We start from the raw sequence: 21,807 nt of genomic DNA on the forward strand, positions 1-21,807 counted from the left end.
TGCTTGTTTGCAAGCCATATGTACAAGGTCTGCTTTTTAGAAAAAAGACCTCGCTGCGCGTGCAGAAAGGTCACTATTATTTAATCATAAAGTTTTATTCGAGGAAATCCTTCAGGCGCTTGCTGCGGCTTGGATGACGCAGCTTGCGAAGGGCCTTGGCTTCGATTTGACGAATACGCTCACGCGTTACACCAAAGACCTTGCCGACCTCCTCGAGCGTTCTTGTGCGGCCATCATCGAGCCCAAAGCGAAGACGCAATACATTTTCTTCTCTTTCGGTCAACGTGTCGAGCACATCCTCGAGTTGTTCCTTAAGCAGCTCATAGGCAGCAGCATCAGCCGGAGCCAGCGCTTCTTGGTCTTCGATGAAATCTCCAAGATGAGAATCATCTTCTTCCCCGATTGGGGTCTCGAGCGATACAGGCTCTTGTGCGATCTTCATAATCTCGCGAACCTTCTCGGTGCTCAGTTCCATCTCCGCTGCAATTTCCTCCGGCGTCGGTTCCCGGCCAAGCTCCTGGAGCAATTGACGGGATACCCGGATTAATTTATTAATCGTTTCCACCATATGAACCGGAATCCGAATCGTACGGGCTTGGTCAGCAATGGCGCGCGTAATGGCTTGACGAATCCACCAAGTTGCATACGTACTAAATTTGAAGCCCTTCTGATGGTCGAACTTCTCAACCGCTTTGATAAGGCCCATGTTCCCCTCTTGAATCAAATCAAGGAACAACATTCCTCGTCCGACATAACGCTTCGCGATACTAACAACGAGCCGCAGGTTTGCTTCCGCAAGTCTCCGTTTTGCTTCCTCATCGCCATTCTCGATTCGCTGTGCAAGCTCAACCTCATCATCCGCAGAAAGAAGCGGAACTCGGCCGATTTCTTTTAAGTACATCCGTACCGGATCATTAATCTTGATACCCGGCGGCAATGCAAGATCATCATCGAAGTTGAAGTCATCCTGCTCGCGCTCTTGCTCTTCCCCTCCGGCAGCAAGCGGATTTTCTTCGTCATTTTCATTCAGAACCTCAATCCCAAAATCATCGAGCTGTTCGAAAAATTCATCAATTTGTTCCGGGTCTTGATCGAAAGGAGCCAACTTATCCATAATTTCTTTATACGTCAAAGAAGATCTCTTCTTGCCTTGCTCGATCAGTTGATCCTTCACATGATCCAGTTTTTGTTCGGTATCTAGTTCAGTATGTTGATCATTCGCCATATTCCGACTCCCTCCCCCCTAGAAACGATCGTCCTGTCGCCCTCTAAGCTGTCTCTCTAGGGTTATAATCTCACTTGCTATTTGTGCTGCTGCCAAAAAATTTCCGGTACGCTCAGCACGTACCATCTCTTCCTTCTTACGTTCAATATCCCGATATTGAGGAACTTTTATAATATCCTGGATATAAGCGTCCATCGTTGTTTCATCGAACGGGAAGTCACCGTCCATCATCAGAATAGATGCAGCTGCCCGCTCTAATCGGTCATCGTGCAGTGTTGCAATAAATCGGCTGACATCCGGATCGTAGCCCTGTGCAAAATAAGCGTATAAATAAGCAGCAAGCGCTGCGTGATCCTCTACATTGAACGCATCGCCTAGCCGTTCATGAACCGCTTGCGCTACTTCCCGATCTCGCATCATAACATGCAGCAACCTTCGTTCCGCATGCGTGTAAGCGGGCATAAGTGTAGGCGGTCCAGACTTTCGGGGCTTTTCATTCCTACCATTATTCCACGAATTGTCGTTATTATCCCCTTGCGGTTTCTTTTTTTGCAGCTCCTGTCTAATTTGATTACAGTCCTGCTTCAAAGCATCAAGGGAGATTTCAAACTCTCGGGATATTTCCTTTAAGTAGACCTCGCGTTCCGTTGAAGAATCCAGCTCAGCAACAATTTGTACCGCTTCAAGCAGATAGTTCTTTCTGCCTTCTTCTTTTAGCAGTATATGGTTTTTCCTTGAATATATAAGCTTAAATTTTGTAACCGACACCGGTTGATCGATCGTTTCCCTCAAGAAAGCTTCCGGTCCGTACTCGCTTATATAATCGTCGGGATCCTTTCCTCTCGGAAGCATCGCCACCGATACTTTCAGGCCTGCGCTCTCAAGCATCGGAATTGATTTGAATGCTGCTGCTTGTCCTGCGTCATCACCGTCGTAGCAAACGATGACCTCTTCGGCTTGCCGTTTAAGAATGGCACAATGTTCATCCGTCAATGCCGTTCCCATCGTAGCGATACCGTTTTTCACACCAGCGCTCCATGATTTGATGACGTCCATGTAGCCTTCAAACAATACGACTTGCTTGCTCTTGCGGATGGCTGGCCGCGCATAATGCAAGTTGTATAGTGTCCTGCTCTTCGCAAACAACATCGTCTCTGAGGTGTTCAAGTATTTCGGCTGTCCTTCGCCTATAATGCGACCCGCAAACGCGGTAGCTTTGCCGTCTCGATCCCATATCGGAAACATAATGCGATTGCGAAACCGATCCACATACCCGCTCCCGTCAGATTTTGCCGAAAGCAATCCGCCTTTTTCCATTAGTACCAGATCAAAGCTGCGATTCGTTAAAAACCGGGCAAGCAAGTCCCACTCTTCCGGGGCATATCCGATCATAAAATGATCAATCAGCTTGTCACTCAGACCCCGCTCCCGTAAATATTGCTTTGCAGCCTGCCCTTGCTTCGTGTTGTTCAGCACATGATGGTAAAGCTTGATTGTTAGCTCATGCGCCTCAATGATCTTGGCCCGGTCCGCGTCATGCGGCGTAGATTTATTCTCCCCTTGCGAAGCCCATGTCACGGGCATTCCTGCATCCATCGCCAGCACTCGAACGGCTTCAGGAAATGAATAGCCTTCCATTTCCTCAACAAAACGAATAACGTTGCCGCCCTTGCCGCAGCCGTAGCAATGGTAAATTTGGAGCTCCGGCGTGACCGTAAACGAGGGAGTCTTCTCCGAATGGAACGGACATAACCCCTTCATATATTTGCCGTGCTTCGTGAGATGAACATATTTCCCGACCGTCTCTACGATGTCATAATGCTTGCGTACCGCATCAATGACCTCTTCCGGTATTTTATTACCGTATGTCATCGTTCATCACCTTCATCCTAGTAACACGTAAATAATATTCGCTATACTTCATGGTTCTCCTGCTCATTTCGCAAAACTTTTGTCAACTTTTGTTGAAAACGACTGCGATCGTCATTATTCATCGCTTTCGGGCCTCTTGTTTTGCCTCCGGTACGCCTGCGCTTCGCAAGCTCATGTCTCCGCTCCATCAAATAATCGATGTTTTCGTCCGAGTATTGCTCCCCCCTGGGAGACAATACGATGGCGCCTTTGCCGATCGCGATACATGCCAGTCCGAAATCCTGCGTTACGACTATATCGCCGCGTACAATATGGTTCACGATGTACAAATCAACGGACTGATTGCTCCGGTCCACCTGAACGATATCAACGCCTGGCTGCGGCTCGAGCCGATGGTCATGAGAAGCAACCATCAGCACGCGAACCGAAAAGCGTCTAGCCGTTTCGCCTATTTCTGCTTTTACCGGGCATGCATCCGCGTCGACCACAATAGTAGGTTGCTCTAGTCGAATATGAGATCACCGCTCGAATTCAATTTCTTTTCCTGTACTATTATATACGGCATAACCATAAAAAATCCTGCCGCCTGCAGTTAAGGCATCCGTACATATTCCATAATCAAACTTGCCGTTTCTTCAACGGCCCGATGTGATACGTCAATTACGACACAGCCAAGCTGCTTCATTATCGTATCGGCATAGTGAAGCTCTTTTTCAATACGGTCGGGCGTCGCATAGGAAGCAGTGTTAGGCAAGCCTAACGCCTTGAGCCGTTCCTTCCGGATCGTATTCAAGTATGGAACTCCGATCGTCAGTCCAATAACTTTGCGCTTTGGAAGCTTAAACAATTCGTCCGGCGGCTTCAGCTCCGGTACTAGCGGCACATTCGCAACTTTGAACTTCTGATGCGCGAGATACATGGATAAAGGCGTCTTCGACGTGCGCGACACGCCGACCAATACGATATCCGCTTTCAGCACGCCCGACGTGTCTCTTGCGTCATCGTATTTAACCGCAAACTCGACGGCTTCGACCTTCTTGAAATAATCCTCGTCAAGCACATGATTGAGGCCGGGCTCTTGACGGGATTTGCGCCCGGTACGCATTTCAAGCGTTTCTATAAAAGAGCCCAAAAGATCGATGGCGACGACGCCGTAGGCTTCAGCCTGCTTCCGCATGCAGTCGCGAAGATGCGGAATGACTAACGTATACAGCACGATGGCATCGGCTTGCTTGGCCTGCTGCGCGATTCGCTGCAAGCTTATCTCATCCGTTACAAAAGGAGCTCTGCGGATATCCGTGTTGATCGGATGAAACTGCGCGATCGCCGCACGTACAACAAGCTCCCCCGTATCCCCGGCAGCATCAGATACGACATATACGATTACTTCTGTATTCGAGTGAGACATGATCCATCATCCTCCTGACTGAGCCGATTACCAAACTAGCTTCGAGAAATCAGCAATAATCGCAATATCGTCAGCAATTCCGGCAAGCGTAGACAATCGGTTAGCACGCACTTCCTCATCAGGCGCCATGACCATGACCTTCTCAAAATAAGTATGAATAAAAGGCTTCAATGATGATAAGGTTTGTACAGCTTTTGCAATATCTCCATTTTCAATCGCCGTATGGAAGGTTGGACGCTGCTGCAGCCATTTCTCGTAAAGCTCTGTTTCCACCTGCTCTGCGAACAAAGCTGGATCAACCGTTCTAGCAGTTGCTTTGGAGCCTAAATTGCTGACCCGGTTAAACTGCTCCACCGTCAATTTGAATTCTGAGCGGTCATCGCTTGCTGCCAGCGTCTGAACGACTGCGGCACGTTCAATTGTCGATTTCAGATCGGTAAACCCAGAAGCCATTACAGCATCAACGACATCGTAGCGGACGCCTTGCTCGGACAATACATTTTTGACACGAAGGGCGAAGAAATCGGAAAGATCCTTGCGGATATCCGCTGCCTCACGCTTCAGACCGCGAGCTTCATGAACAGATAGGGCAGCATCGTACAAATCGTTTAGTTCCAGCTTCAGGCCATGCGCCAAAATGATTTGAACAATTCCCGCAGCTTGTCTCCGGAGTGCATATGGATCTTGTGAGCCCGTCGGGATAATGCCGATGGAGAAGCATCCTACGATCGTATCGATTTTATCCGCTAAACTTACGACAGCTCCCGTTAATTCGGAAGGAGCGCGATCGCCTGCAAAACGCGGCTGGTAATGTTCATTAATTGCTTTCGCCACCGATTTGCGCTCTCCTGCTTTAAGGGCATAATCTTCGCCCATAATTCCTTGAAGCTCAGGAAATTCATAAACCATTTGCGATACGAGGTCGAATTTGCAAATATCTGCGGAACGGCTAATGTCTTGCGAGCTTTGCTCGTCTATGAGCAAATGCTTGCTTAATAGGTCGGCTGTCGCACGAATTCGTCTTACTTTGTCGGCAACTGAACCGAGCTCTTCATGATATACGATGTTTTCAAGCTTCGAGAGAGCATATTCAATGGTGAGCTTATGATCCTCTTCATAGAAAAACTTCGCATCTGAAAGTCTGGCGCGCAATACTTTTTCGTTACCTTTTGCAACTAGCTCGATCGATTTAAGGTCACCGTTACGAACGGTTACGAAAAATGGCTGAAGCTGGCCTTCCCCGTTGAATACCGGGAAATACCGTTGATGCTCGCGCATCGAAGTAATAAGCACTTCTTGCGGAATATGAAGGAACGCCGGATCGAAGCCGCCAAACAATACGTTTGGATATTCAACCAGGAAAAGAACCTCTTCAAGCAAATCCTCTTTGATTGCAATCTCCCAGCCCTTTTCGTTAGCCAGCCGGTTGATCTGGTCAACGATCAGCTGTTCGCGCTCGCTAACGTCCGCGATAACATGCTGCTCGCGCAAACGCTCTATGTATTGAGCCGGCTCTTTGATGGTTGCATCATTCCCTAGGAAGCGGTGTCCGCGCGATACATTACCGGTCTGTACGCCCGTAATTTCAAACGGAATAACGTCTTGCCCGAACAATGCCACTATCCAGCGAATCGGTCTGACAAAGCGAAGCTCATGGCTTCCCCAGCGCATGTTTTTCGGGAAAGACATCGACGTAATAAGCGACAGTAAGCCTTCCGGCAGGACAGCCGCTGTCTCTGCGCCAATGCTGCTTTTTCTCGCGTAAACATACTCAACGCCTGCCAGCTCTTGGAAATAAAGCTGCTCAGGTTCTACGCCTTGACTGCGGGCGAAGCCGAGCGCTGCTTTGCTCCAATTCCCCTGATCGTCCTGGGCAATTTTACGCGAAGGTCCCTTTGCTTCCTCACTCATATCGGATTGCTTCTCAGCCACATCTTGAATAAGAACCGCAATACGTCTAGGTGTCGCATATACGTTAACGGCTCCATGCCCGATGCGTGAATCGGTCAGCCATTTTTCCATTTTATCCTTTAGCTGGTTCATTGCGCCGCGCACGAAACGAGCCGGTACTTCCTCTAGTCCAACTTCAAGCAACAAATCTCTAGCCATGCTGCTCCACTCCTTTCTTCAGCAACGGGAATCCAAGACGTTCTCTTTCCTCAAAATAAGTCGATGCGCAAGCGCGCGCCAAATTTCTTACTCTTGTAATATAGCCTGTTCTTTCAGTGACGCTGATAGCGCCGCGCGCGTCGAGCAGGTTAAACGTATGCGAGCATTTCAGCACGTAATCGTAAGCCGGAAACACGAGATGCTGCTCCATCGTTTTTTTGGCTTCTTCCTCGTACATGTTGAACAGGGAGAACAGCATTGCCGTGTCCGATGTTTCGAACGTATATTTCGAATGCTCGTACTCTGGCTGCTTGAAGACGTCTCCGTACGTTACGCCCTCTACCCATTCCAGATCGAACACATTTTCTTTTTGCTGAATGTAGGAAGCAAGACGCTCCATGCCGTAAGTGATTTCGACTGCAACGGGGTTAGCATCAATGCCGCCAACCTGCTGGAAGTACGTAAATTGTGTAATTTCCATGCCGTCCAGCCATACTTCCCAGCCCAGACCCCAAGCGCCGAGCGTTGGCGACTCCCAGTTGTCCTCAACAAAGCGGATATCATGTTCATTCGCATCAATGCCAAGCTGCTTCAGGCTTTCCAAGTAAAGCTCTTGAATGTTGTCTGGTGATGGCTTCAAAATAACCTGGAATTGATGATGCTGGTAAAGACGGTTCGGATTTTCACCGTAACGGCCGTCCGCCGGGCGACGGGAAGGTTCTACGTACGCGACGTTCCAAGGCTCAGGACCAATCGAACGCAGGAATGTCATCGGGTTCATCGTACCCGCACCCTTTTCCACGTCGTAAGGCTGTACTAGAATACAATTTTGTTCAGCCCAGAATTGTTGCAGCGTCAAAATCATTTTTTGAAAATTCATTGCTGATCCTCTCCTTCTTCCTTTGTTTTCTGACCGTTTCCGGACATTTTTCTTATGATCGGCAAAGGCGATGACATGCAAAAAACTCTCGTCTCTACGCCTGCTGCCAGACGTAGGGACGAGAGTTGTTATCCCGCGGTTCCACCCTACTTGGTTAGCTCCTTACGAGCAAACCCTCTTTGTTCGATACGACTCCGGAGTGCCCTTTCATCGCATTGTCCGTCCGGGCTTTCACTTTTCCCGGCTCGCTAATACCGTCGACATTGTACGATTACTTTCTCCATCATTGTCCAATATTCATAATGAGTTATTCTATGCTTCTTTCTGGCAATTGTCAAATATGAACTTCAAGAAGCTCGGCAGATGGCTTAATGACTACGCAGCTCCTCGGAAGGAATAGTTTTACCCGCCCTTTTTCCAATAAGATCCTTCATGCCTTCACTGCCCATCATAAGAACACAAATAAAGGCTAGTCCTGCAGGAATTATAGACCAAAGGAAAGTTGCCGAGACCGATTCAGACAAGGCTGCGACGATTTTATCCATAATGGCCGGCGGAATTTCCGCCCGTTTCTCCGGAGAGAGGAGCTCGCGCGCATTTTCAGTCATCGGACCCGTCCCACCACCGCCTGCGAAAGCTTCCGTCATCCCGTGTGTAAAGTAATTGCGCTGAAGGATGCCGAATACGGTAATCCCAACTGTCATTCCGAGCGAACGCACAAACGACATTGTGGAAGTGGCGCTTCCCCGTTGTCTCATATCAAAGCCATGTATGGATGACATGCCGAGCACGGAGAAGGAGAAGCCGATTCCAAAGCCCGTCACGAACATGTAAACCGACAGCATAAACCGTGTGGTGTCCGGCGTAATCGTAGAGAGCATAATAATGCCCGCGATGAAAATGATTGCCGATAGCGTCATCACATTGCGATAAGGCATTTTGTTAGCGAGCACGCCGCCAAGCTGCGCTGCGACAACAGAGCCGAGCGTCATAGGCAGCAGCGTTAAACCCGCGCTAACCGCTGTTCCGCCGAATACACCCTGTACGAACATTGGAATGTACAAGGCTGCCGTAATGAATGCCGCACCATAAAATAATCCCGCTCCTGTGCTTGTCGCAAACAGCCGCTGTTTAAACATATTGAACGATATGATCGGCTCTGCCGCTTTCGTCTCCACAAATAGGAAAACGCCGAGCAGGATGGCAAAGCCAGCAAACAAACTAATAATTTGGACGGAATCCCATGCAAATTCCGTACCGCCTAGCTCTAGGGCGAACATCAGGCAAACTATTGAACCGACGAGCGTCGCGGCGCCCCACCAATCGATTTTTTGCTTGGAATGCGCGTGCGATTCCTTGTAATAAATGACGATAAAAGCAAGAGCCACAAGACCAATCGGCACATTGATATAGAAAATCCAACGCCAATTGATATATTCCGTTAAGTATGCCCCTGCCAGAGGGCCGAACAAGCTGGATGTGCCGAATACGGCTCCGAACAAGCCGCCCATCTTGCCGCGTTTCTCTGGGGGAAAAATATCGAAAACGATGGCAAAGGCAATTGGCATCATAGCGCCTCCGCCAATACCTTGAATAGCCCGGTAAATGGTCAGCTGAGCGATCGACTCAGCCGTGCCGCAAAGCACCGAACCGACTAAAAACAAGGCTATGCCTAACACGAAAAACCGTTTTCGGCCATACATATCCGACAGCTTTCCGAAAATGGGCATACCCGCCATTTCCGTTACGAGATAGGCAGATGTCACCCATACGTATTTGTCTAAACCGCCCAGATCAGACACGATTGTGGCCATGGCGGTCGATACAATCGTATTATCGATCGATGCGACAAGAATGCCAAGCAAGAGCCCGGCAACTACAAACCCCAGTCTATTTTGTCCTGCAGACATCCGGTAGATCCCTCCAATTCATTGCTAATCTCTAACAGCCTCATTTAGCATAAAACAATCGTTCCATTCAAGTAAACATGCAAAAGTATGAGGATGTTCTACGACTTCAGGAGGAGAAAAAAATGTTGATAAATGCATTCGTGATACAAAAAAGACCGTTTACATAAGCTTATCCAGCTGGTCGAGGAAATTGCGCGACTTTAGCTGAAAGCCCAGATGAGTATCCATCAGCTTGCGCATGCAAAGCTTAAGCTCCTCCTTCGTCTCCGGCTTAACTTGAATTGAGCCCAGTCTTCTCAGATCCATTCTGCGGAAAAGCCGGAGCAGCTTGTATGCCCCTTCTCCAAGTTGAACCGCTTGAGGGTCCTTGCTTATGCATCTCGTGCATAATATCCCTCCCGCATGGGGCGAGAGCTTGAATGGACCTACTACGTTGCCGCAGCTCACGCATTCATCCAATTCCGGGGCATAGCCCGATAAATCCAAAATGCGCATTTCATATAGATGCGTTACAATTTGCGCGTCTTTTCCTTCCTGAAGCGCCGAAAGGCACGCCTTCAACTGTTCAAAATGAAAGCCCGTTGCCTCATCATCCTGCAAGGAACGGTCGGTTAGTTCGGCCACATAGGAGCAATAAGCCGCCAAATCAAGCTTTTCACGCAAAACATGGTGAGATTCAATAATCTCACCATGATTCAATGTGCCGAGTCCGCTGGTACGGAAATAAACGAACTCACCATATGTAAACGGCTGCGCGAGGGAAGAATGCTTGCTCTTCATCTTTTTCGCGCCGCGTATAAGCACTCCCGCTTTACCATTTGTCTTTGTGAGCAATGTTACAATTTTGTTACCTTCCCCGTAATCCATACTACGAATAACGATTCCTTCGACACGATACAGCATTTGCAAACTCTCCCCTGAATGCAGAAACGAACATCGCCGTCCCATGACGGCGAGCATTCGCTTAGCGGTTAAAGATAAACATAGCTTGTGTGGCCTAAACACAGCCAGCTTATCTTTTTAAACCATTTATACGTTATCAGCTTATTCAATAATTCCATCGATACGTTAGCCGGATGTGTCTTCGAGCTCCATTATGGCAAGCTCTTCTTGATCCATAACTGACGCATCAGAGCCGCTTTCCGCTCCATATTGATTTATTTCCTTGTAAAGCATGAACGATTCGACATCCCCGGTTAACGTAAAATACTTCCACGAAAAATTTCGCATACGTATTCATCCCTTTCCGTCCCCTGAAATGCTGCTCCAGACGGTAATAGGATGCGATAAACCGCTGCTGTCTATCCTTAACAAATTACGTCAATTTCTGTTTAATCATGCCGGTAGCCTAGATCCTTGAGCACCCGCTCCTGATTGCGCCAGTCCTTCTTCACCTTTACCCAAAGCTCGAGATAAATGCGTGAGCCGAGGAGCGCTTCCATATCTTTGCGCGCCTGCTTCCCTACTTCCTTCAGCAGTTCTCCTTTTTTGCCGATGATGATCCCCTTCTGAGAATCACGCTCCACAAAAATAACCGCTCCGATATACACAACACCGTTTTCCTTAACGCGCATGTCCTCGATCGTAACAGCGATTGAATGCGGAATCTCCTCGCGGGTCATATGCAAAATTTTCTCGCGAATGAGCTCTGAGCAGACGAATTGTTCAGGATGATCCGTTATTTGATCAGCCGGATAATATTGCGGCCCTTCCGGCAAATACCGGGAAAGCTGCGCCAGCAGCGTGTCCACATTATTTCCATTGAGGGCGGAGATCGGAACAATTTCCGCAAACTCATGAAGCTCGTTATACTGCGTAATCATCGGCAGCAGCTGCTCAGGCAGTACCTTATCGATCTTATTCATGACGAGAAAGACCGGTGTTTTTACCTTTTTGAGCTGCTCGATAATGAAGCGGTCGCCGCCGCCGAGGCCTTCGGAAGCGTCGATCAAAAACAATGCCGCCTCTACCTCTCTTAATGCGCTCTCCGCCGTTTGCATCATGTAATTGCCGAGCTTGGATTGCGGCTTATGAATGCCTGGCGTATCAAGAAACACAATTTGTGTGTCGTTCGTCGTATAAACGCCGTGTATTTTGTTCCGCGTTGTTTGCGGCTTATCTGACATGATCGCGATTTTCTGACCGATCAGATGGTTCATTAATGTTGATTTGCCGACGTTAGGTCGTCCAATGATGGCGACGAAGCCGGAACGGAATTTTTTGCTGTCTCGTTCGTTTGAAGTTGTTCGATTCATAAATGTATTTAACGCTCCCTATTTTCTAATGAAGCCGGCGTGAAAGCACCCGGCAATATGCTTGATACGGTCGAAATCGACCATTGTCCTTTTAAATTACCCATGATGACGGGCATGTCCGGCGGGCAAAGCTCAACCAAAACCTGTCGGCAAACGCCGCATGGCGCAATCGGCCCATCGGTGCTGCCAATGACAGCAATAGCCTGAAATTGTCCCGGACGCTTGCCATCGGCAACGGCGCGGAATAGTGCCGTGCGCTCTGCGCAGTTGGTTGGTCCGTATGCCGCATTTTCCACGTTGCAGCCAAAATGGATATGTCCCTCGTCATCCAGCAGCGCAGCCCCGACTTGAAAATTCGAATAGGGCACATATGCGCGGGACATCGCTTCCTTAGCCGCATGCAGCAGTTCCGTGTAACTATCGGACAATCCTTTGTAAATCATCCTGAACGCCCCCCGTCTGAGTTTGCAGCCTAATCCATAAATAAATGCCACAAGGGCGGCCCAAGGATGAGCAGCCCTATTATAGCAGATATTGCTGCCGCAATGAGCACGGCTCCGGCAGCAACATCCTTCGCCACTTTTGCTACCGGATGAATGTCCGGGCTGGCGAGGTTAACTGCTTGTTCAACTGCTGTATTGATCATTTCAGCGCTAATAACTACTGCTATCGCTAGCAATATGATCGACCATTCCAGCGGCTTGATCGAAGCGACTAAACCTAAACAGCACGCGATCAAGCCGGCTATGGCATGAAACCTCATATGACTTTGCGTACGCAGCGCGAAGACGATCCCAGATATCGCAACTGCAATGCTATGGATAAATTTACGCATTAACGTGAAAGTCCTGCTTGCTTTAATATCGCTTCCTGCTTGGCGGTCATTTCTGCTTCCGACCTTTCATCCTGATGGTCGTAGCCGATAAGATGCAGAAATCCATGTACGAACAAAAAGCCGATTTCGCGCTCCAAAGAATGACCGTATTCCTCGCTTTGCGCCTTTGCTGTATCGACACTAATGATGATATCTCCGAGCATGCCGGAAATCGGATCGGTCTCATCCTCGCTCTCTACCTCAAAGATGATGCCAAGCTCGTCCTTGCCGTCTTCCTGCATAGCGAATGACAAAACGTCTGTTGGACGGTCAATACCCCGATATTCGAGGTTAAGCTGGTGAATCTCCTCGTCATTTGTAAATGTCAGCGATACCTCGCCATCGGCAATGCCTTCCGCTTCTCCCGCCAGCTGCAGCAGCTGCTCTAATTTTGCGATCCAATTCTCAGGTATTTCCAAACTTTGCTGCTCATTGCTCCAGTCAAGTTGCAAGCTCATGCCAAACGCTCCTTTGTTTTCACATCATCCGGATATTCGATACGTGAATGGAAGATGCCAATTACGCTCTCTTTAAGCGATTGCGCAATTTTGTCAAGCTCCTTCAACGTCAAATCGCATTCATTGTACTGATTGTCATCCAGCCGGCTCTTTATGATTTTGTGAATCATCGCCTCTACTTGCTCCACAGTCGGATTACGCAAGCTGCGCACCGCCGCCTCTACACAGTCGGCTATTCCGACGACTGCAGCTTCCTTGGACTGCGCCTTCGGCCCTGGATAACGGAAATCATCCTCTGTGAAAGCAGGCTCAATACCCTGCTCCTCTGCCTGCTTAACCGCCTTGTAATAAAAGAACTTAAGCGAGGTTGTCCCATGATGCTGCTCGGCAATATCCCGAATCGGCTTCGGTATATTATGCCCCTTAAGCATGTCGACTCCATCCCTTGCATGCGCCACAATGATTGATTTACTAAGCTTCGGATCGATCGTGTCATGTGGATTTTCGATATTCGTCTGATTTTCGATAAAGTAGTTAGGCCGTTTTGTTTTCCCGATATCGTGATAAAACGAACCCACGCGGCAAAGCAGACCGTCGGCACCAATCGCTTCGGCTGCCGCCTCTGACAAATTGCCGACCATTACGCTGTGATGATAGGTTCCCGGCGTCTCCGTAAGCAGCTTTCGCAGCAGCGGATGGTTTGGGTTCGACAGCTCTACAAGCTTGAGAGCCGACAAAATGCCAAATGTAATTTCAAAGAACGGCATCAAACCGATAACGAGCACTGCTGTTATTAATCCGCTGGCAAAGGCGAAGGCTACGGAATAAATGAACGGCACGCGTTCCATCTGCTCTGACAGCAGCAAGATCGTAATGACGGACAACGAGCCGAACAAGCTAACCATGATGCCGGCCTTCAATATCGTGGACCGTTGACTCGCTCTGTGAATCGAGAAAAGGGCGGCAAACGATACAACAATAATGACGAAGCCGTATTGGAAGTCAAAAATTTGATGCTGGCCTGTATTTAATATAATACTTCCCATAACCGCAAATAATATCGAACTGATCATAGCCAAATGCATATCTAGCAGCAAAGTGATCAGCATCGTGCCGAGAGCGGCAGGAGCTAAATAGCCTGCATAGGGCGCTGTATCCGTCTGCGTCAACGAAATGATCTGGATCGTAACAATATTTATTAAGAAGATAAGCCAAAGCATCAGCAGTGATGCATTGTTGTATTTGGGCTTAATCCCGTTGATGCTCCCCGACTGATGCAAGTATGCATAAAGCACGACGATGAACATGACGGACATGATCAGAAGCCCGAGCTGTGGCCAGTAATTTTTCTTTTCCTGCAGCAGCGACGAATCAACTAGCAGCTTGTACAAATCAGGAGTGATCGTCTGACCGCGCTTCACGATCAATTCGCCTTCTTTTATGACGACCGGAGGCGTGTTTTGCTTCGCCTGCACCTTCGCCTCATCCGTCGCCGCTTTATCCATAAACTTATTCGGCATAATCGCGAATCTGGCTAGCTCCTGTACAATTTCCCGGCTTGTCCGGCTTGAAAGCGAGCTTGCGTTTACAAGCTCAGCGACCTGCGTCCGTGCGGTTTCCGCCTCGCGGAGCTGCTCGCCGGTCAGTTTACGCACAATATCCCGAGCTACGTTTCGCATCTCGGTTAAGGTTTCCGCTGATAAATTAGGCATTTTGTAAAAGGTTTCTTCCGGAATGGTGTATTGCTGCTCCTTGGCGACAAGCGCCATTTCCTCAAGCAGCGTATCATTATAGGTTCCTTTACCCATGTTCAGCTTGACAAAGTTATCGATGTATTCCGAATAACGCCCGGGAATTTCGTTGCGGTAAATATCGATTTTATTTTGTACAGTCACTTGATCATCCAAATTCAACTGCTCAATGCGGACAAAAATTTGTTCGACCAGCGACTCGTTGCGCAATGGCACGATTGAGAATATGACGTCGATCTTGTCAGCGGCATCTTCTTCCGCTTGCCTGGTCGCCTTCTCGTCTTTAATTTGGAAGGGCGCTTTAATGTCCTTCTCGCTTACGGCGCCCTCCTCAATATCGTACGTCTCGGGAACGAGATGCGGAGCTAAGCTGAAATAGAACAGCAGCACAAACATAAACAACAGCACCCAGCGAACGGCTGCACTCTGCTTCCAGCCCGCTGTTTTAGACGGCTGCAAGCTCCCCTGTTTTCCGGTCTGGTTTTGGTTCATGCAGCAGACATTCCTTTCTAGGCTTTGTTTTCAGCATCCCAGTTGTAGGCAACAATAATCTTTTGAACCAGAGAATGGCGTACAACATCCTGCTCAGTGAAAAGGATAATACCGATTTCCTCTATATCTTTCAAAATACGCTGCGCCTCGATCAAGCCAGAGTTTTTGCCACGGGGCAAATCGATTTGCGTAATGTCGCCTGTAATGACCATTTTCGAGCCGAAGCCCAGTCTAGTCAAAAACATTTTCATTTGCTCCGGCGTCGTGTTTTGCGCTTCATCCAAAATAATGAATGCATCGTCTAGCGTACGGCCGCGCATATATGCCAGAGGCGCAATCTCGATCATGCCGCGCTCAAGCGCTTTAACCGTTTGATCCGGTCCGAGCACCTCATGCAGCGCATCGTATAAGGGACGAAGGTAAGGATCTACCTTTTCCTGCAAATCGCCTGGCAAAAATCCGAGATTTTCTCCCGCTTCGACAGCAGGTCTCGTCAATATGATCCGTTTCACCGAGCCTTCCTTCAGCGCGGCTACGGCAAGCACGACTGCCAGGTAAGTTTTACCTGTTCCGGCAGGTCCGATCCCGAATACGATATCACGTTTGCGAATCGTCTTCACATAATGGCGCTGTCCGATCGTCTTTACCCGTATCGGCTTCCCGCGGTAGGTCGTCGTAATTTCTTTCTTAAACAAATCCAGCAGCTCTTCTGCCTGCATGGTTCTAGCAAGTTCAAGCGCATATGCCACATCTCTCTCGGATGGCTTATAGCCGCCGCGCACGAGCTGCAGCAGCACATTGTAAAGCTGATCCAGAGAATCCACCTCTTCGGCGGGACCTGAAATGACAATTTCCGCTTCACGCGATGTAATCGATGATTCAACCTGTGCTTGAATAAGGCGTAAGTAATTGTCCTGCGGTCCGAATACAGCCAATCCTTCCGCTGCGTTTCCGAGCGGTATTTTTACTACTTTCGTCTCAATTTGCAACAATCCTCATTCTCCCTGCATATGAACTAGTGGCATTTCTTTAACGATAGATTGCTCGACCTCAAATAGAACTTTCATATAAACTTTACCATTGTCCGCCTTTTCATGCAAAACAATTTCGTCCCTGATCACCGCATCACTGCCTGCTTTGATAAGCACCTCGGCTTTTGCCTGCAGAATGCCCGTGCTCTTCGCCTCCTCTTCCGTCAGCGTCCGGTCCTCCATCCGAGTCTCCATTACGGTCTCCTTCATCCTGCCGATAGGCAGCGACCAATTGCGCCACGAGGCCTTCTCCTCATGACGGATTGCTTCGGAGGAGCTGTATGGATTGTCCCCGTACCCGCTGACTTGAAGCGCTCTTGAGCCGATAACGGCGAACCACTTTGTCTTCTTCTCACCGGTGTATACTTTAACATGCTGAACCAGCGGTGAAGATATTTCAAACTCATACCAGACAAGACCTCGAACTTTGCCTTTGGCAACGACAGTTCGCGAAAATTCCTCTCCGCCGATTGTACCCGAGATCAACGTCTGGTCTTTTTTTACCCTCGTATTTTTTCTGACAACGGGCCGCCCCGCCTCGGCAATAATCTCAGTAACGACAGCATCTGCCGACGCGACCAGATGACGGGGCGTTTGCAAGGAAGCCTGTTCGGGAATGGTCGATTCAACCACTTGTATGATAACCTTCGTCCCCTTCTTCTCAACTCCGACCCAAGACGATCCCGGCAGCTTGCGCACGAGCTGCTTGGACAATATGTCGGCATCGGCGAGACGAAATGACCATTGCATAGGATATAAGCCTTCCTGTTTAGCAGCCAAACGAATTTGATCCTCTGTCAGCTTCACATTGCCTTGTACCTCTATGCTCCATACCAGAGAAGAAAGCATAAAGATCAATGCGAAGAACAATACGATTCCGCCTGCAAACAGCTTCCTGCGCTCCGCTTTCACGAGCAGGAAAGGCAGTCCCCAGCGCTTCGTGACATGAACCCGGCAGCCTGTCTCCTTTAAATACGGCCGAAGGCCAAAAAAGTCGCTAACCGACAGCTCGAACTCAAGCAAGCCACTACTTGTCCACTTAATGGAAGACAGCTGCAGACCGCCGGCAAGCGCCCGGTTGACAAGCTGCTCCGGTTGTCCTCCCCGTATGTGAACAGTAACCATACCCTTTAACCAATTTGCGCCTTGTCCGCTCAAACCGTTCCCCTCCATTTCATACAGCTTTTAGTAAACCAAACGTAAAACCATTTATTTCAAGGTATCAGTTGGATGTTCGAGATTTGACCCTCCACAAACACTTCCTCCGTCCAAATCGTACGAATGACAAGCGAGCTCCCCGTTACCTCCAGCTCTCCTTTGCTTAAAGCGAGCCGCAAACGCTCGCTGGAGAAATGGACGACGCCACGATGGTTTTCGATGTACAGCTGGCAATCCCCAATCATCGTAAGACGCGGCAAATCATATACGACATCATGCGGCATATCCAGTAGCTCTGCTGTCATTTTGCGAAATTTCTTTTTTATAAGGCGCATGGACGAATCTTTGCCTCCTTCAAGGTTTGTGGAGCAAACCTGCTGTGTAAGCAGAAGCTAAGCCTTGCGATAGCAAAGCAGAGGGGTGACGATTTTCATGTACTGTACCAAAATATGCGAACAGCTAGCTAAATATGAGATTATTCTAGCCCTCGAAGACCATCCGCCACAAAAAACAAAAAAACCGCCGAAGCAGCATGCTTCGGCGGTTCGTTCGTTATTTTCGATAAGGTCTCTTCGAGCGGGGCGGACCTAAAATTTCTGCCCAAATCACTGCTTTTCGCATATCATCAGCTTGAACGGAGGCTGCAATCGCGCTCTGGGCGCCTGGCTTTCGCCCTGCTGCGTCCGGCACCTTTGCCTTACCCGTTCCCGCCTTCTGGATCGCAAGCTCAAGAGACGGCATTTGAGGCGGCCCAGCAGGTGATTCAGTAACTCTGGATGCTTGAGCAGCATTCGCAGAGTACTGGCGCTCCTGCTCTGGACGTGTACGATAGGCGGGCTGACTTTCGGTACGCTCCGAAAGCGGCCGTTCTACGTTCGGATCCCTGTCGCTTGCTTGCGGAAATAACGTTCTCGGCAGCCCGCCTCCGCCAAAGTCCGGCATTCGTCCCGGTTTCTTCTTCGACCCTGCTTTGCCAAATAGAGAAGCCAATGCTCCGAAGATAATAACAACGATAAATATGTTGTTCATCAGAAATTCAATGATTCTCAAACTGCCTTCACCTCCATGGCGCAGTCACGCTAATTGCAATTATGAGTTGGAGCGCTTGACCTTAACGCCCGTCTTTGCTGTCCGTTTGGCCGTCCTGTTTGCCAATGGAGCTGCGCATTTGCGTATCAGCCTCGATGTTTTTCAGGTTCATATAGTCCATGACGCCGATTTTCCCGCTTCTGAGCGCCTCTGCCATAGCAAGCGGAACCTGTGATTCCGACTCGACAACGCGAGCTTCCATTTCAACGACTTTCGCTTTGTTTTCCTGCTCTTGGGCGACGGCCATCGCACGGCGCTCTTCCGCTTTCGCCTGCGCAATCTTCTTATCCGCTTCAGCCTGCTCCGTTTGCAGATGCGCGCCAATGTTTTTGCCTACGTCTACATCAGCGATATCGATCGATAAAATTTCAAACGCCGTACCAGCGTCAAGCCCTTTGCCGAGAACCGTGCGGGAAATCATATCTGGGTTTTCAAGCACGTCTTTATGGGAATTAGACGAACCGACCGTCGTAACGATACCTTCGCCAACGCGCGCGATGATCGTCTCCTCACCCGCGCCTCCGACGAGCCGGTCGATGTTTGCACGAACGGTTACGCGAGCCTTTACCTTCACTTCAATTCCGTCCTTCGCAACCGCGGCAACGATCGGTGTCTCGATGACACGCGGATTAACGCTCATTTGTACCGCTTGCAGCACGTCACGGCCAGCCAAATCGATGGCAGCCGCGCGTTCAAAAATAAGCGGAATGTTTGCACGCTGTGCAGCAATCAACGCATTTACGACGCGGTCAACGTTACCGCCAGCTAAGAAGTGACTTTCCAGCTGATTAATGTTAAGTCCAAGACCCGCTTTGGTCGCCTTAATTAGCGGATTGACGATTCTGCTCGGCACGACCCGGCGCAAGCGCATCGCGACAAGCGTAATAATACCTACTCTAACGCCAGATGCCAATGCGGAAATCCACAGCATAATCGGAAAGAAGCTTAAAAACACAGACAGCACGATAATAACGACGACTGCTAAAATTAAAAAGGAAACCAAAGGATCCATTTGACCCAACCTCCAAAAGTTATATTTTTGTAGTCTATTTCACAATCTCTTTGACTACAACCCAAGTGCCTTCCGCCTTGATGACCTTGACAGTACGATTCGTATCAACGAATTCGCCGGATGTGACCACATCAATGCGGTTATCGCCGATCAGAACGGTTCCTGCCGGACGAAGCGGTGTAATCGTAATCCCTTCCAGTCCAAGCATCGAGTCCTTAACATCAGCTGACAAGTAGCCTTGCTCCGTTGTCAGCTTATCGCGCAAAATGAATTTGTTCCATATCCCTCTTGTTTTGTTCATTCTCACGAATATGGCAATCAGAATGATTGCCGCAACCAGCGCAATGACAATCGAGATGAATGCCGTCATCGGATCGGATGCCGCCATTACGACTCCGCTTATTAACGACGCGCTGCCGAGAATGCCCAGAATGCCGAAGCTCGGAACGAATACCTCGATAATAAGCAAGGCAATACCAATTATAAAAAAGACGACCGATTCCATTCCGGCAAATCCGGCCACGTAATGACCGAAGAAATATAAGCCGAACGATAGTATGCCTACGATACCTGGCACTCCAAAGCCTGGAACAAGCATTTCGATCACGATGCCGGCAATACCTAGGATAAGCAGCACGGTCATTACGACCGGGTTCACGAGCCATCTGGCTGCGTTCTCAGCAAAGGATGGAGCCACCTCAATCTTTGTGCGGCCTTCTAAGCCCAGCCACTTAATCACTTCGTCAACGGATGCTGCCGTATGCTCGGAATAGCCAACTTTCTCGGCTTCACTCGCTGTCAAGGTAAGAATTTCGCCTTTCTGTTTGTCTCTGCCGATCTTATCCTTCAATTCCAAGGTCACATTGGGATCAACCATTGCTGCCGCGATGTTTTTATCACGGCCTTGCAATGCGGCTGATTCGCTCATCTCGGAAGTCCAGAACGAGACTACCTTCGGATTATTCACTAATGTGCCCGAGCCGTCGACGACTGCTGCGGCACCGATCGTGCTGCCTGGCTGCATCACGATGTCATCTGCATTTAATGCGATGTACGTGCCTGCCGATACCGCTTTCCCCTCGATAAACGCCGTTGTCGGAATGTTATTCTCACGTAAAAAATGACCGATATGCTCCGCGTTCACCACTTTTCCGCCAAGCGTATTTATTACAACAATCACATGCTCAGCTCTCGCTTCTCCAGCCTCTTCAAAGGCTCTCTCTAAAAAGGATTGAAGTCCCGACTCAACCGTTTGTTTCACGGGAATGACGTATACGGCCGGGCCGATATCGTTCACAGCCTTCGCTTGCTCCATTGGCACGCCGAACAAGCCTGCAAGCGTCACCAGAAATATTGCTGCGAGCAATACAATAGGAGCGGCGGACAATCTTCTTCGTCTTCGGTTCATGTGCAAGAAGGTTCCTCCTTTTTTAGTTTTGTACCCTTTTACGTAGAAGAAGCCAAAATGTTTCAATGATGGTTTTCAATATTATACCATTTGCACCTTTGACGAACAAAAAAACACCCCGGTTAAAGGGTGTTTTGTGAGTCCGAATGTTTAGTTAGTTAAGATGCTGCTGTACGAGCTGATTTACTAGTTTACCGTCAGCGCGACCTTTTGTTTTGGGCAAAAGGGCACTCATAACTTTTCCCATATCGGCTTTGGAAGAAGCACCGAGTTCATGGATGGTCTGCGTTACGATCTCTTGAATCTCTTCTTCAGTCAGCTGTTCGGGAAGGTATTGACTAATAATTTCAATTTCGACCTCAAGACCCGCTACTAAATCATCACGGCCGGCTTTTTTAAATTCTTGGAGGGAATCTTTACGTTGTTTGATTTCGCGACTCAATATATCAAGCACTTCTTTATCGTCCAGCGGACGCTTGAGATCGATTTCCAAGTTTTTCACTGACGCGCGCATCATACGAATTACGGAAAGCTTAAACTTGTCCTGATTCTTCATGGCTTGCTTCATTTCGTCGGTCAATCTTTCGCTCAGGTTCATTATGGAAGGATCCTCCTAAAACTTTCTCTTGCGCGCAGCCTCAGACTTCTTCTTGCGCTTTACACTTGGCTTTTCATAATGCTTGCGTTTTTTCACCTCAGCTAGAACTCCATCTTTAGCGATGGAACGTTTAAAGCGGCGAAGCGCAGCATCAATAGTTTCGTTTTTGCGAACTTTAGTTTCAGACACCAGTTTTCCCTCCCTCCGAAACAGACCGTCCAGAGCTATAACACGGTTTATCAAATTTCATTATAAGTCAAACCAAAAGGCAGTGTCA

Annotated in this window: 22 protein-coding genes; all 22 read right to left on the reverse strand. The window is 48.8% G+C overall.

Going from position 1 to position 21,807, the window contains the following annotated elements; all coding sequences use genetic code 11:
* Positions 1-94: 94 nt before the first annotated feature.
* The 22 genes from rpoD to rpsU all read right to left on the reverse strand — a co-directional run bounded on the left by rpoD (position 95) and on the right by rpsU (position 21,719).
* Complete coding sequence (gene rpoD / locus AC0YNZ_RS07425; RefSeq protein WP_110770581.1) at positions 95-1,225, reverse strand: RNA polymerase sigma factor RpoD; 1,131 nt, start codon at positions 1,223-1,225, stop codon at positions 95-97.
* Positions 1,226-1,243: 18 nt separating this feature from the next.
* On the reverse strand, positions 1,244-3,097 hold the full coding sequence (gene dnaG, locus AC0YNZ_RS07430) for a DNA primase (protein ID WP_475825992.1): 1,854 nt from the start codon (positions 3,095-3,097) through the stop codon (positions 1,244-1,246).
* Positions 3,098-3,138: 41 nt separating this feature from the next.
* Positions 3,139-3,588 (reverse strand): YaiI/YqxD family protein, encoded by a 450-nt coding sequence (locus AC0YNZ_RS07435; protein ID WP_475826163.1) that lies wholly within the window; start codon positions 3,586-3,588, stop codon positions 3,139-3,141.
* A gap of 101 nt (positions 3,589-3,689) precedes the next feature.
* Positions 3,690-4,505 (reverse strand): pyruvate, water dikinase regulatory protein, encoded by an 816-nt coding sequence (locus tag AC0YNZ_RS07440; protein ID WP_475825993.1) that lies wholly within the window; start codon positions 4,503-4,505, stop codon positions 3,690-3,692.
* Positions 4,506-4,532: 27 nt separating this feature from the next.
* Complete coding sequence (gene glyS, locus AC0YNZ_RS07445) at positions 4,533-6,614, reverse strand: glycine--tRNA ligase subunit beta (RefSeq protein ID WP_475825994.1); 2,082 nt, start codon at positions 6,612-6,614, stop codon at positions 4,533-4,535.
* The gene (gene glyQ / locus AC0YNZ_RS07450) at positions 6,607-7,494 is read right to left on the reverse strand and encodes a glycine--tRNA ligase subunit alpha (RefSeq protein ID WP_110770586.1); all 888 of its coding nucleotides are present in this window, start codon (positions 7,492-7,494) and stop codon (positions 6,607-6,609) included. The genes glyS and glyQ overlap by 8 nt, the downstream gene beginning before the upstream one ends.
* A gap of 368 nt (positions 7,495-7,862) precedes the next feature.
* Entirely contained in the window at positions 7,863-9,404 is a 1,542-nt protein-coding gene (locus tag AC0YNZ_RS07455; protein ID WP_475825995.1) for an MDR family MFS transporter, read from the reverse strand.
* A gap of 159 nt (positions 9,405-9,563) precedes the next feature.
* On the reverse strand, positions 9,564-10,307 hold the full coding sequence (recO, locus tag AC0YNZ_RS07460; RefSeq protein WP_475825996.1) for a DNA repair protein RecO: 744 nt from the start codon (positions 10,305-10,307) through the stop codon (positions 9,564-9,566).
* Between the two features lie 165 nt (positions 10,308-10,472).
* The gene (locus AC0YNZ_RS07465; protein ID WP_475825997.1) at positions 10,473-10,634 is read right to left on the reverse strand and encodes a YqzL family protein; all 162 of its coding nucleotides are present in this window, start codon (positions 10,632-10,634) and stop codon (positions 10,473-10,475) included.
* A 101-nt stretch (positions 10,635-10,735) separates the two neighbouring features.
* On the reverse strand, positions 10,736-11,659 hold the full coding sequence (era, locus tag AC0YNZ_RS07470) for a GTPase Era (protein WP_475825998.1): 924 nt from the start codon (positions 11,657-11,659) through the stop codon (positions 10,736-10,738).
* A gap of 8 nt (positions 11,660-11,667) precedes the next feature.
* A complete protein-coding gene (gene cdd / locus AC0YNZ_RS07475) occupies positions 11,668-12,102 on the reverse strand; it encodes a cytidine deaminase (protein ID WP_475825999.1) in 435 nt (144 codons plus the stop codon).
* Positions 12,103-12,131: 29 nt separating this feature from the next.
* On the reverse strand, positions 12,132-12,494 hold the full coding sequence (locus AC0YNZ_RS07480; RefSeq protein WP_475826000.1) for a diacylglycerol kinase family protein: 363 nt from the start codon (positions 12,492-12,494) through the stop codon (positions 12,132-12,134).
* Positions 12,494-12,991: an rRNA maturation RNase YbeY gene (gene ybeY / locus AC0YNZ_RS07485; RefSeq protein ID WP_475826001.1), complete on the reverse strand. Its 498-nt coding sequence runs from the start codon at positions 12,989-12,991 to the stop codon at positions 12,494-12,496. Before ybeY ends, AC0YNZ_RS07480 begins: the two co-directional genes overlap by 1 nt.
* Positions 12,988-15,234: an HD family phosphohydrolase gene (locus AC0YNZ_RS07490; protein WP_475826002.1), complete on the reverse strand. Its 2,247-nt coding sequence runs from the start codon at positions 15,232-15,234 to the stop codon at positions 12,988-12,990. Before AC0YNZ_RS07490 ends, ybeY begins: the two co-directional genes overlap by 4 nt.
* 17 nt (positions 15,235-15,251) lie before the next feature.
* A complete protein-coding gene (locus AC0YNZ_RS07495; protein ID WP_475826164.1) occupies positions 15,252-16,223 on the reverse strand; it encodes a PhoH family protein in 972 nt (323 codons plus the stop codon).
* Positions 16,224-16,229: 6 nt separating this feature from the next.
* On the reverse strand, positions 16,230-17,423 hold the full coding sequence (gene yqfD, locus AC0YNZ_RS07500) for a sporulation protein YqfD (RefSeq protein WP_475826003.1): 1,194 nt from the start codon (positions 17,421-17,423) through the stop codon (positions 16,230-16,232).
* Positions 17,424-17,479: 56 nt separating this feature from the next.
* The gene (gene yqfC / locus AC0YNZ_RS07505) at positions 17,480-17,758 is read right to left on the reverse strand and encodes a sporulation protein YqfC (RefSeq protein WP_110770596.1); all 279 of its coding nucleotides are present in this window, start codon (positions 17,756-17,758) and stop codon (positions 17,480-17,482) included.
* A gap of 217 nt (positions 17,759-17,975) precedes the next feature.
* The gene (locus tag AC0YNZ_RS07510) at positions 17,976-18,473 is read right to left on the reverse strand and encodes a hypothetical protein (protein WP_475826004.1); all 498 of its coding nucleotides are present in this window, start codon (positions 18,471-18,473) and stop codon (positions 17,976-17,978) included.
* A 61-nt stretch (positions 18,474-18,534) separates the two neighbouring features.
* On the reverse strand, positions 18,535-19,524 hold the full coding sequence (gene floA, locus AC0YNZ_RS07515; RefSeq protein WP_475826005.1) for a flotillin-like protein FloA: 990 nt from the start codon (positions 19,522-19,524) through the stop codon (positions 18,535-18,537).
* A 34-nt stretch (positions 19,525-19,558) separates the two neighbouring features.
* Positions 19,559-20,932 carry an NfeD family protein gene (locus AC0YNZ_RS07520; protein ID WP_475826006.1) on the reverse strand — a complete coding sequence of 458 codons (1,374 nt, stop codon included), beginning with the start codon at positions 20,930-20,932 and terminating at the stop codon, positions 19,559-19,561.
* A gap of 154 nt (positions 20,933-21,086) precedes the next feature.
* Positions 21,087-21,530, reverse strand: coding sequence for a GatB/YqeY domain-containing protein (locus AC0YNZ_RS07525; RefSeq protein WP_110770600.1), 444 nt, complete (start codon positions 21,528-21,530; stop codon positions 21,087-21,089).
* A 15-nt stretch (positions 21,531-21,545) separates the two neighbouring features.
* Positions 21,546-21,719, reverse strand: coding sequence for a 30S ribosomal protein S21 (rpsU, locus tag AC0YNZ_RS07530; RefSeq protein ID WP_005547957.1), 174 nt, complete (start codon positions 21,717-21,719; stop codon positions 21,546-21,548).
* Between the last annotated feature and the right edge of the window lie 88 nt (positions 21,720-21,807).

It is taken from the genome of Paenibacillus sp. J2L1-98, assembly GCF_056269405.1.

Excerpts from the sequence above, each read along its gene's own strand:
- AC0YNZ_RS07455 (WP_475825995.1), bottom strand. The coding sequence starts at position 9,404 with ATGTCTGCAGGACAAAATAGACTGGGGTTTGTAGTTGCCGGGCTCTTG.
- era (WP_475825998.1), bottom strand. The coding sequence starts at position 11,659 with ATGAATCGAACAACTTCAAACGAACGAGACAGCAAAAAATTCCGTTCC.
- dnaG (WP_475825992.1), bottom strand. The coding sequence starts at position 3,097 with ATGACATACGGTAATAAAATACCGGAAGAGGTCATTGATGCGGTACGC.
- yqfC (WP_110770596.1), bottom strand. The coding sequence starts at position 17,758 with ATGCGCCTTATAAAAAAGAAATTTCGCAAAATGACAGCAGAGCTACTG.
- AC0YNZ_RS07520 (WP_475826006.1), bottom strand. The coding sequence starts at position 20,932 with ATGAACCGAAGACGAAGAAGATTGTCCGCCGCTCCTATTGTATTGCTC.
- AC0YNZ_RS07490 (WP_475826002.1), bottom strand. The coding sequence starts at position 15,234 with ATGAACCAAAACCAGACCGGAAAACAGGGGAGCTTGCAGCCGTCTAAA.
- AC0YNZ_RS07440 (WP_475825993.1), bottom strand. The coding sequence starts at position 4,505 with ATGTCTCACTCGAATACAGAAGTAATCGTATATGTCGTATCTGATGCT.
- glyQ (WP_110770586.1), bottom strand. The coding sequence starts at position 7,494 with ATGAATTTTCAAAAAATGATTTTGACGCTGCAACAATTCTGGGCTGAA.
- glyS (WP_475825994.1), bottom strand. The coding sequence starts at position 6,614 with ATGGCTAGAGATTTGTTGCTTGAAGTTGGACTAGAGGAAGTACCGGCT.
- floA (WP_475826005.1), bottom strand. The coding sequence starts at position 19,524 with ATGGATCCTTTGGTTTCCTTTTTAATTTTAGCAGTCGTCGTTATTATC.
- ybeY (WP_475826001.1), bottom strand. The coding sequence starts at position 12,991 with ATGAGCTTGCAACTTGACTGGAGCAATGAGCAGCAAAGTTTGGAAATA.
- rpoD (WP_110770581.1), bottom strand. The coding sequence starts at position 1,225 with ATGGCGAATGATCAACATACTGAACTAGATACCGAACAAAAACTGGAT.
- AC0YNZ_RS07525 (WP_110770600.1), bottom strand. The coding sequence starts at position 21,530 with ATGAACCTGAGCGAAAGATTGACCGACGAAATGAAGCAAGCCATGAAG.
- AC0YNZ_RS07465 (WP_475825997.1), bottom strand. The coding sequence starts at position 10,634 with ATGCGAAATTTTTCGTGGAAGTATTTTACGTTAACCGGGGATGTCGAA.
- recO (WP_475825996.1), bottom strand. The coding sequence starts at position 10,307 with ATGCTGTATCGTGTCGAAGGAATCGTTATTCGTAGTATGGATTACGGG.
- cdd (WP_475825999.1), bottom strand. The coding sequence starts at position 12,102 with ATGATTTACAAAGGATTGTCCGATAGTTACACGGAACTGCTGCATGCG.
- AC0YNZ_RS07480 (WP_475826000.1), bottom strand. The coding sequence starts at position 12,494 with ATGCGTAAATTTATCCATAGCATTGCAGTTGCGATATCTGGGATCGTC.